Here is a 10,819-nt window from a genome sequence, read left to right on the forward strand (position 1 = left end):
CTACATCGCATAAGCTTGAGTCTTTCGAGTGCAATTGCTCCAAGATGGGCTATTGCATCTATTGCAACTGTCTGGTCTATTGTTACGGGTTTGTTTAGTTGTTTTAATTTTATAGCAATTACACCGAAAATACCATTTGTTGTAATCATTGGTATATAAAGTGCAGTGGCATTTGAAATCGTATCTGTTCCAAAACCAGCATTTTTTTTGTTTATAAATGACCAGTTAGCTATACCTAAAGTTTCTGAGTTAATTTCAAAATCTTTAGTTTTTGCTCCAACCTTTAATTTACTGTTTTCATCAGCAATAAATATAGCAGCTTCAACATTAAATAACTTTTTTATGTGGTTTATCAAAATAGATAAAACCTGTTCTTTTGTGCTTGCCATAACAAGATTATTGCTTAACTCATATAAACTCAATTCTCTAAGCTGGCTTTCTTTTAACAGATTTACCTTAGTTTTAAGCTTTGTTGCAAGTACAGAAATAAAAACAATAACGACAACATAAACCAAAAAAGAAATTAAATAGTTAAAATTTGAAATATAAAATGTATATTGTGGCGGTATGAAAAAAAAATCAAATACTAAAACACTAATAACTATTGAAACAATCACTGCAGGTATTTCAAAAATTAAAGCATTTAATACTAAAGCAGCTAAAAATATAGACATCAAACTTGAGTGATTTAAGTGATTTTTTAAAATCAAACTTAGCAGTGTAACAGCACCAATGTTTATAGTAGAATATAAATAGTCTTTTATGTTTTTAATGCCATACTTTTTCTTTTTTAAAAATTCTTGAGATTTTTTATCTTTTGGGGCAATCAAATACACATCAATAAATTCAGTTTGCGTAATTAATTTTTCTGGTATAGTTGGCGAAAACAAACTAAATTTACGTGGCTTGCCTATAACAATTTTTGTAACATTTTGAGATTTGGCATAATTTACTATTTCTGTTGTTATGTCATCTCCTTTAATCCAAACAATCTGACCACCCAAACTTCTTACTAAATCAAAAGCCTTATTTAACCATGCCTTTTCTTGATCTGTAAAGTTTTGATTTTTTTGCGTTTCAACGTGAACTGCTATCCATTGAGCATCTATTTCTGTTGCAAATCTATATGTAGCTCTAACAAGCTGTTCTGCATAAGGACTTGCAAATATCCCAACAAGTACTTTTTCTTTGACTGCCCAAGGTCCTGCTATAGCGTGTTGCTTCATGTAAGAGCGCATTTTCCCGTCAACACTATCTGCCACAATCCTTAAAGCAATTTGCCTTAATGCAAGCAAGTTACCTGATCTAAAATATTTCCCAACGGCTGCTTGAGCCATATCCCTTACATAAACTTTGCCTTCGTGAAGTCTTTTTAATAGTTCTTCCGGTGTTAAATCCACAAGCTTTATCTCGCTTGCTTGCTCTATAAATTTATCTGGCACTGTTTCCTTGATGGCTATATTTGTTATTTGATAGACCAAATCATTTAGACTTTCTATATGCTGAACATTTAGAGCAGTATATACATCTATACCGGCATTTAAAATTTCTTCTACATCTTGATAGCGCTTTACATTTTTAAAATCAGGTGGATTTGTATGGGCAAGCTCATCAATTATTACTAATTGGGGCTTGCGCTGTATAATTTTTTCAAAATTGACTTCTTTTAGTTTAAGACCTTTGTAATCAACAATTAAAGGCTCTATAACCTCAAGACCTTCAAGAAGCTTTTCAGTTTCAACCCTTCCATGCGTTTCTGCATATCCTACTACAACATCTATACCTTCTTTTTTTCTTAAATGAGCATCTGAAAGCATTGTGTAGGTTTTACCAACGCCTGGCGCATACCCTAAATATATGGTAAGTTTTCCTTTTTTTTGCTCAGATGCTTCCTGTTGCTTTGCAATTTCTAATAATTCTTCTGGAGACGGTCTTTTTATATCATTTTCCTGCATAGTCTTTTTCCATTTTTATTAATGCTAAATTCAGTTCTAAAACATTAACCCTATCATGACCCAAAAAACCCAATTGCCTTTTTTTGATATGTTTTGAAACTAATGATTTTAAAACATTCTGCGGTATGTGAGTATACATAGATATTCTAGGAATTTGAGAATAAGCAGCCTGAGGTGTAATATCAGGGTCCAACCCACTCCCAGAATCCAGCACCAGAGATGATGGTATTTGCCCTTTGAAGTCATTTTTTCTTAAATAAGCTATTCTTTCTTCAACACGTTTAACAAGTATCTGGTTTGTTGGACCAAGATTTGATCCACCACTACTCAAAGCATTGTATGGAAAATCATCAGTTGAAGATGGTCTTGACCAGAAAAGACCTGGGTTTTGAAATGGTTGACCTATAAGTTTTGAGCCTACAGGTTTATTTTCAATATATATAAGACTTCCATTGACCTGGCTTTTAAATACAAGCTGACCAATGCCTGTAACGATTAAAGGATATATAACACCGGTTATTATAAATAAAAATGCAAAGACTATAAGGCCACTTTTTAAATTTTTCATATCATACACCTCAATGTATTATGCTTAGAATTACATAAATCAATTTTATAGCTAAAAACGGTAATACTAAGCCACCACCACCATATATAAGCAGATTATATATCAGTAATTTTTCTGCTGGCATAGGTTTATACCAGACACCTTTTAATGCAAGTGGTGTAAGTAAAGGAATTATAATGGCATTAAATATAACAGCAGACAAAATTGCAAGATATGGATTAGCCAAATGCAAAATATTCAATACATTAAGCTGTGGGTATATTGCAACTACAGCAGCTGGTATAATTACAAAATACTTAGCTATATCATTTGAAATACTGAATGTAGTTAAAGCTCCTCTTGTCATCAAGATATGTTTTCCTATATCTACTATGTCTAATAGTTTTGTAGGGTTCGAATCTAAATCAATAACATTTGCAGCTTCACGTGCTGCTTGCGTACCTGTATTCATTGCAACAGCAACATCAGCCTGGGCCAAGGCAGGAGCATCGTTTGTACCATCGCCAGTCATCGCAACCATCAAACCCTGAGATTGATACTCTCTAACAAGTCTTAATTTATCTTCTGGCTTTGCTTCAGCTAAAAAATCATCAACACCCGCTTCTGCTGCAATTGTAGCTGCTGTAAGTGGATTATCACCAGTTATCATAACGGTTTTTATACCCATTTTTCTAAGCTGGGCAAATCGCTCTTTAATACCTTTTTTTAGAATATCTTTTAAATTTACAACGCCTACTATATCATTATCTAAAGTAACAACAAGAGGCGTCGCACCCTGCTTTGATACTTTTTCAACAACAGATTCCAGATTGTCAGGAATTGTACCGCCATTTTCCAGTATGTAAGCTTTTATTGATTCATAAGCACCTTTTCTATACTTGTGATTTTCAATATCTACACCACTCATTTTTGTACTTGCACTGAATGGTATGATTTTTGTTTCTTGTGAAAGCGACTGGGCTCTTAAGTTATATTTTCTTTTTGCCAATACAACTATGCTTCTGCCTTCCGGTGTTTCATCACCAATAGAAGCATAAAGCGATATTTTGGCGCATTCTTCTTCTGTGTGGTTGCCAACAGGTATAAATTCTGCTGCTTGTCTGTTGCCAAGTGTAATTGTTCCAGTTTTGTCTAACAAAAGCACATTTACATCTCCAGCAGCTTCAACAGCTTTGCCGGATAATGCCACTACATTTTTTCTAAATAACCTATCCATACCAGCAATACCAATTGCAGGCAAAAGAGCTGCAATTGTTGTTGGCGCAAGACATACAAATAATGCAATCAACACCACAAATGAAACAGGCTCTCCATGTCCTGAAGTATTAACAGCATATGTTGACAAAGCCCTGAGATTAATAACAACAAGCAAAAATACAACGGTCAATGATGCAAGCAATACTTCAAGTGCAATTTCATTTGGCGTTTTTCTGCGTTTTGCACCTTCTACCATTGTAATCATTCTATCCAAAAATGTCTCGCCGGGATTGGTGGTTATCTTTACTATAATAGAATTTGCAACTACTTTTGTACCACCTGTTACAGCACTTCTATCTCCGCCTGCTTCTCTTATAACCGGTGCAGATTCACCAGTTACAGCAGACTCATTAACAAGTGCTGCACCAGCTACTATTTCGCCATCACTTGGTATTAACTCATTTTCCTTTACCAGTACTAAATCATTTTTTTTGAGTTGCGTAGAGGGTGTATCTGTGTATTCACTGTCAAATTTTGCTTCTTTCAGTTTATGGGCTGTAATCTGAGTTTTAGTTTTTTTCAAAGACTCTGCGCGCGCTTTACCTCTGCTTTCTGATAGGCTTTCTGCAAAATTTGAAAAAATAACCGTAAACCATAACCACAAAGAAACCCATCCTGTAAACCAGTAGGATCCACTTCTTAAACCTGAAATTTCTAGTATAAATTCTATTGTTGTTAAAATACTGCCAATTTCTACAGCCAGCATTACAAGGTTGGATTTTAACTCCATAGGGTTTAATTTTTTTAAAGCATTTATCAGTGCAGTTTTTATTAATTCTGGGTTGTATATTGATGTAGTTTTCTTTTGTTCCATATTATGCACCTCTTAACATTAAAATATTTTCCAAAAATGGACCTAATGCCAAAGCTGAAAAAAAAGTTAAAGCACCCACGATCAATATTACAAGAATAAGCCATACCATAAAAGGCACTTTATCTGTAGGAAGTGTGCCAACGCTTGGCGGAGTATATTTCTTCTGTGCCAGAGTACCACTCATATATATAATTGCAACTGCTGGTATGTACCTGCCAATAAGCATAGCAATTGCTGTTGTGATATTATAAAAATACGTATCTGCATTTAATCCTGCAAAAGCGCTTCCATTGTTGTTTGCAGTAGATGCAAAAGCGTATAGTATCTCACTTAAACCATGTGGACCAGGGTTTAGGATTGAGCTTACACCGGCTTTTGTAATAAAAGCAATAGTTGTAAAAATAAGTACCAATATACCGGATGTTAGTGCAGTAATTATTGCCATCCACATTTCTTTTACTTCTATCTTTTTACCTAGAAACTCCGGAGTGCGCCCAATCATCAAACCAGCCACAAAAACTGCTATAATGATAAAAGCTGTCATAGTGTAAAGACCGGAGCCAACACCTCCAAAAACAACTTCGCTTAACAGCATAAGTACAGTCGGTACCATTCCAGATATAGGTAAAAGCGAATCGTGCATTGCATCAACAGCACCACACGCTACAGCTGTCGTTGTAGTTACAAACAAAGATGTGCCACCTACGCCAAACCCCACTTCTTGACCTTCAATATAGTGGCCTGTAACACCAAGACGTGATATTAGGGGATCATTTCCTAAAGAAGAAGTGTATTCTATACCCAAAAAAACAACAAACATTGTTAACATAACAAGGTAAATTGCCCAACCTTGCTTTTTATTTTTTATCATAGATCCAAAAGTGTATGTTAAAGCAGCAGGTATTAAAATAATTAAAAAAGCTTCAAAAAAATTTGTGAAACCGTTTGGGTTTTCAAAAGGATGTGCAGAATTTGCACCAAAAAAACCGCCTCCATTTGTTCCAAGTAGCTTAATAGCTTCTTGCGATGCAACAGGACCCATTGGCAATACCTGGTTGCTTATGACTTTGCCTGCATTAATGTAGGGTTCTAACAAATGGACTGTTTTATAGCTGCTAAAGTTTTGTATAACACCCTGACTCATTAAAATAATAGCAGCTATTATTGATAAAGGCAGTAAAATATAAAGAGTTGTCCTTACTGAGTCTACCCAGAAATTGCCAAGATTTGTCGTTTGTTTTCTTGCAAAACCTCTTATCAAAGCCAGCAAAACAACTATGCCAGTAACAGCTGAAAGAAAATTTTGCACTGCAAGACCCAGCATTTGAGTGAAGTAGCTTGCTGTATTTTCTCCAGAATAGGCCTGCCAGTTTGTATTTGTTATAAAACTCACAGCTGTATTAAATGCTAAATCTAGATTAAATCCTTTAAAATGTTGGGGATTTAAAGGTAAAAATTGTTGTAAAACTAAAATTAAAAATAGAACTACAAAACCTATAGCGTTGAAAATCAACATAGAAATTGCAAATTCTTTCCAATTCATCTCGTAGGTTTCGTCAATATTGGCAATTTTATAAATGAAAATCTCCATTGGTCTAAAAACTACCGATAATACAGTTTTTTCTCCATTGAATACATTTGCCATGTAAGAGCCTAATGGTTTTACCAGAAAGCTTAAAAGCACAATAAAAACTAAAAACTGTATAATGTCACTAATGTGCATAATTCCTCCTTTTAAAAATTTCAAATAGATATACTAATATCAAAGTAGTGCAAATTTAAAAGGCGTGTATAAATAACCTTCTTTTTGAAGGTTTTTAAAAATAAACATAAATCACCCCATAAAAGTCTACGAGGTTAGCTGACGGGCTTGAGCTTATGAGTGCTCTATCCTCATAAATAAGGAATTCGCCCCATTTAAATTGGGTCCCCCGCGCTTTGCAAATAGCAAAGCTTCGACTATTTGTATTCCTTTTAACATTTATTTTTCAAAAAGTCAAGCATAAAATTTTCTATAAAAAGCTCTGTAAAACTACAATTGACTTTTAAATAAAAAATATTAATATAAACATAATGAAAAAATTATTTATTTGAAGATTAATAATGAATTTTCGCAAAGAGGCAAATCATTGTTTAAAAATCAATCTCATAGTCTTTTTCCTCTTGTAATTTCAAGTGGTGCATTTTTTTTAAGCTATTATACAAGATTAATGTGGAGCATCCTGTCCGTATATATGCCATTAAAACCTACAATAACCCAGGATGGTCATATTTTCGCACTGTATTTTTTTGGATATGTAGCTGTCCAAGTACCTGCTGGTTTTGTATCAGACAGATTTGATTGTGGCAAAATTATTTCTTTATCTTTAATTTTATTATCAATAATAACTTTTTTTTCTGGTGTAGCAACAAATATTTATCAAGAGTATGTACTTAGCCTGCTGATGGGCTTTTCAGCAGGTTGGATTTATCCAGCATCACTAAAAATCATCGAATACTATTACAAAGACAATAGATCAATTTTTATGGGCTATTACAGTATAGCATGGCCATTAGCTATTGTCTTATCAGGAATAGTATTGCCCGTTTTATCAGTAACATTAGGATGGCGTTTTGGTTATTATTCTTCTGCAATCCTATGCGCTATAGTTGGTATTTTATCTTTCGGTCTTAAAAGCTATAAAACTTCAAACAAAATGAATTTGAAAATAATAAAAAACAAAAATGTTTTACTAATTTCTTTTGGCGGGTTGTTATTTTTTGCTTCATACTGGAGCATTACGCTTTATGCTTATAAATACTTTTTAGGTATAGGCATCAATAAGGTAACGGCTGGCATTATGTTTTCAAGTATGGCTGTAGCAGGTTTTTTTTCATCGCCAGTTTCAGGTTTTATTATAAAAAAAATTGGCATTAGTCGCACAATTTTTTTGTCCTTTTTTTCTTATGCTCTGTTTACATTGTTTCTTGCTATTATAAAAATAGAATTTATTTTATTTTTAATAGCTTTTGGAATGGGTTTTGCACGATTTATAATAACACCTGTAAATAACGATTTACTAATGCGCATAGGCAAACAAGATGCAGGTGCTGTATCGGGTTTTTCAAATATGTTCTGGCAAACAAGTGGTATATTTAGCCCTTTGCTTGCATCTTTTATCATAAGCAAATTCGGTTTTTCTATCCTATGGGTTACATTGTGTGCAATTATTCTTATCGCAAGTGCTTTTTATTTAAAAATAAAAACATAAAACCGACATTACTTTTAAAGTAATGTCGGTTTATTTTTACAGGGGTTTGTTGCCTTTAACAATTGGAATTTCAGGGTTCCTTGAAGCGCTTACCATAGAACCATTATAAACCCAAACAAGTTTATCATTAAAGAGGGCATTTGCTACAAACCACAAACCACTACCCAATCTAGCTGTATTACAATAAGATATAATGGGTTTATTTAAATTTATACCATCTTTTTTGAACATCTCTTCAATTTGTGTTTTCGGTTTCAAAATATAATAATTATCAACTTTCTCCATATAATTACTTGCTGGAAAATCGATAGCGCCCTTGATATGACCATGTTTTGCAAGTCTTTTATCGCTAATTAGTGCTCCAGTATATTGATCAAGTGGTCTTGCATCTACAATCTGAATTTTATTCAAGTTATTTACAGCCCATATTACAAAATTACTAAAGCAATATGCATTTGTATTATTGTGCTTAATTACAAAATGTGTCGGAGGTAGCTTGGTTTCTGTTTTTTGAATCGGTCTTTTTTCATCAACCCACTTTTGATAACCTCCATTCATATAATACACATTTTTTACACCTGCCCAATAAAGCGCAAGCATAACTCTTGTTGCATTAGTTAAGAAAAATGCTGCCTTTTTGCCACCTGCATAAACTATGACTGTATCATCTGGTTTAATTCCCAATTTTGATAACGCTATCTCGATTTGAGTATTTGAAGCTATACTTCTAGCTTTAACACCTGGAAATCTCATTGCAAATAAATCACCTGTGGAAGGTAAGCTTATTGCACCTTTTACATGTGATTCGAGATAGAATTTATAATCTCTTGCATCTACGATAACAACATTTTTCTTACCAATCATGGATGCTACCTCAGATGTAGAAAGAATACCAACTTTTGCCAGTGCCAAATTAAATCCTGCCAGCGTTAAAATGCTGACAATAAGTAAGATACGTTTTAACATACAAAACCTCCTTGCATTTAATAGTAATATAATTAAGTCATTATATTATTGAATTACTATTATTTTTTTATTACAAATAAAATTTAATAATATTTCTGGATTTTTTGATAATAATATTTTATAGAAAAACAGCTAATTAGAATAAATTAATTTTAAATGCAATTTTCCTTCTATTTTACATAAGCATAATTATAAATAGTCTACAACAAAAAAAACAAAAAATTATTTTTACATACAACCAAATATTTAAAGTAGTATAAATACTTACAAATCAATACAAAATAAATAGCTTGACATTGTGCTTTAAATTCAATAAAACATCACTATGAAAAAAGTAATTATTGCACTTGTACTATTGAGTTTGGTTGTTGCAAGCTGTGGTAGAAAAACGGACATAGCACCACCAAGCTCTATTGCAAAAATAGGAGTTATAAAGTGAGAGATTGCATTGTTATAGGTAGTGGCGTAGCAGGACTTAGAGCTGCAATTGAGCTGAAAAGACTTGGCGTTGATGTGGCAATATTTACAAAAGATAAAGCCAGTGAATCAAACACAAACTATGCTCAAGGTGGCATAGCAGTTTGCTTATCGAAAAACGATAATTTTGATTTACACATTAAAGATACACTTATTGCTGGAGCTGGTTTATGCAATAAAAAAAGCGTTGAAATTCTGGTTAAAGAAGGACCAGATAAAGTAAAAGAGCTAATAGATTGGGGTTGTCAATTTGATAAAAACGAAAACGGCGAGTTAAATTTTACAAAAGAAGCTGCCCATAGTGTAAACAGGATACTGCACGCAAATGGTGATGCAACAGGTGCAGAAATAGAAAGAACGCTTCTTAATAAAGCCCAAAAAGAAAGCATTGAAATTAATGAGCATTATCGTTTGATAGATTTACTTGTTGAAAACAAAAGAGTTATTGGTGCAAAGTTTCACAACCTAAAAGAAAACACACTTAACTACATATATGCAAAATCCGTAGTTTTAGCAACAGGTGGTTACGCTGCAATTTACAATCATACCACAAATCCTTCATTAACGACAGGTGATGGTATAGCAAGCGCATTTTTAGCCGGGTGCACTTTGGAAGATATGGAGTTTGTACAGTTTCATCCAACAGCGCTAAACTACAAAAAAGCTCCGTCTTTTTTATTATCCGAATCAATGCGTGGCGAAGGTGCAATATTAATAAATGATAAAGGTGAGCGTTTCATGGAAAAATACAGCAAACAGCTAGAGTTAGCCCCAAGAGATATTGTAGCAAGAAGCATCTTTTCTGAGATGCAAAATAACCTAAAAGATCATGTATATCTAGATATATCACACCTTGATAGCGAGTTTGTAAAAAAACGATTTCCCACAATTTATCACGAATGTCTAAAATATGGTCTTGATATAACAAAAGAACCCATTCCTGTATCACCTGCTGCTCATTATACAATGGGTGGGGTAAAAACAGATGTCGATTGTAAAACAAATATAAGTGGCCTTTTTGCATGTGGTGAGTGTGCCTGCAATGGTGTACATGGAGCAAATCGCCTGGCAAGCAACTCCATGCTTGAAGGTTTGGTTTATGGCACCAGGGCAGCTTTATCAGCCAAAGCTTATTTGAAAGGCAATAAGAACTCTAATCCAAAAAACGATGAATCCATAAAGTTACAAGAATCGGCAAAAAATTTTCAAACAAAAATACAAAATTTAAAAGATAGAATTTTTAAAGAACTTGGAATTGTAAGAAGACTCTCAAGCGTAACAGATTTATTTGAATGCAGTCTATCAAGTTTTCAAACGACCAAAGATAGCAGCAGTGTAGATATAGATTATAGAAACCTTCTTGTTATTGCCATACTTATATCGCGCAGTTGTCTTGAGAGAAAAAACTCAGTTGGAGCTCACTATTGCATTGATACACCATGGCCTCCAACAGATAAATCTCATGTAAGTTTAAATATAAAAGATTTAGAAAAATGGATTTAGAGGAAATTATTGGGTATAAATTTAAAAA

The 10,819-nt window shown here is 33.4% G+C and carries 7 protein-coding genes and 1 riboswitch; of the genes, 2 read left to right on the forward strand and 5 right to left on the reverse strand.

Going from position 1 to position 10,819, the window contains the following annotated elements; translation table 11 throughout:
- The 4 genes from ACP5FO_RS07560 to kdpA all read right to left on the reverse strand — a co-directional run.
- A partial coding sequence (locus ACP5FO_RS07560) for a DUF4118 domain-containing protein (RefSeq protein ID WP_428157293.1) occupies positions 1 to 1,955 on the reverse strand: 1,955 nt, incomplete at its 3' end.
- The gene (kdpC, locus tag ACP5FO_RS07565; RefSeq protein ID WP_428157294.1) at positions 1,942 to 2,523 is read right to left on the reverse strand and encodes a potassium-transporting ATPase subunit KdpC; all 582 of its coding nucleotides are present in this window, start codon (positions 2,521 to 2,523) and stop codon (positions 1,942 to 1,944) included. The genes kdpC and ACP5FO_RS07560, both read right to left, overlap by 14 nt.
- 10 nt (positions 2,524 to 2,533) lie before the next feature.
- Positions 2,534 to 4,594: a potassium-transporting ATPase subunit KdpB gene (kdpB, locus tag ACP5FO_RS07570; RefSeq protein WP_428157295.1), complete on the reverse strand. Its 2,061-nt coding sequence runs from the start codon at positions 4,592 to 4,594 to the stop codon at positions 2,534 to 2,536.
- 1 nt (position 4,595) lies between these two features.
- The gene (gene kdpA / locus ACP5FO_RS07575; protein ID WP_428157296.1) at positions 4,596 to 6,317 is read right to left on the reverse strand and encodes a potassium-transporting ATPase subunit KdpA; all 1,722 of its coding nucleotides are present in this window, start codon (positions 6,315 to 6,317) and stop codon (positions 4,596 to 4,598) included.
- A 108-nt stretch (positions 6,318 to 6,425) separates the two neighbouring features.
- Positions 6,426 to 6,565, reverse strand: a riboswitch (cyclic di-AMP (ydaO/yuaA leader).
- Positions 6,566 to 6,723: 158 nt separating this feature from the next.
- Here kdpA and ACP5FO_RS07580 point away from each other — a divergent pair.
- A complete protein-coding gene (locus ACP5FO_RS07580; protein ID WP_428107282.1) occupies positions 6,724 to 7,845 on the forward strand; it encodes an MFS transporter in 1,122 nt (373 codons plus the stop codon).
- A gap of 36 nt (positions 7,846 to 7,881) precedes the next feature.
- Here the strand turns inward: ACP5FO_RS07580 and ACP5FO_RS07585 are convergent, their stop codons facing one another.
- The gene (locus ACP5FO_RS07585) at positions 7,882 to 8,811 is read right to left on the reverse strand and encodes a sulfurtransferase (RefSeq protein WP_428157297.1); all 930 of its coding nucleotides are present in this window, start codon (positions 8,809 to 8,811) and stop codon (positions 7,882 to 7,884) included.
- 435 nt (positions 8,812 to 9,246) lie between these two features.
- On the opposite strand from ACP5FO_RS07585, the gene nadB reads away from it, so the two are divergent.
- Positions 9,247 to 10,791 (forward strand): L-aspartate oxidase, encoded by a 1,545-nt coding sequence (gene nadB / locus ACP5FO_RS07590; protein WP_428157298.1) that lies wholly within the window; start codon positions 9,247 to 9,249, stop codon positions 10,789 to 10,791.
- The last annotated feature ends 28 nt before the right edge of the window (positions 10,792 to 10,819 follow it).

This window comes from Desulfurella sp., from assembly GCF_049977265.1.
Lineage (GTDB): Bacteria > Campylobacterota_A > Desulfurellia > Desulfurellales > Desulfurellaceae > Desulfurella.

What these genes read in the sequence shown, in the direction of transcription:
- ACP5FO_RS07585 (WP_428157297.1), bottom strand. Translation starts at nt 8,811, where the DNA reads ATGTTAAAACGTATCTTACTTATTGTCAGCATTTTAACGCTGGCAGGA.
- kdpB (WP_428157295.1), bottom strand. Translation starts at nt 4,594, where the DNA reads ATGGAACAAAAGAAAACTACATCAATATACAACCCAGAATTAATAAAA.
- kdpA (WP_428157296.1), bottom strand. Translation starts at nt 6,317, where the DNA reads ATGCACATTAGTGACATTATACAGTTTTTAGTTTTTATTGTGCTTTTA.
- kdpC (WP_428157294.1), bottom strand. Translation starts at nt 2,523, where the DNA reads ATGAAAAATTTAAAAAGTGGCCTTATAGTCTTTGCATTTTTATTTATA.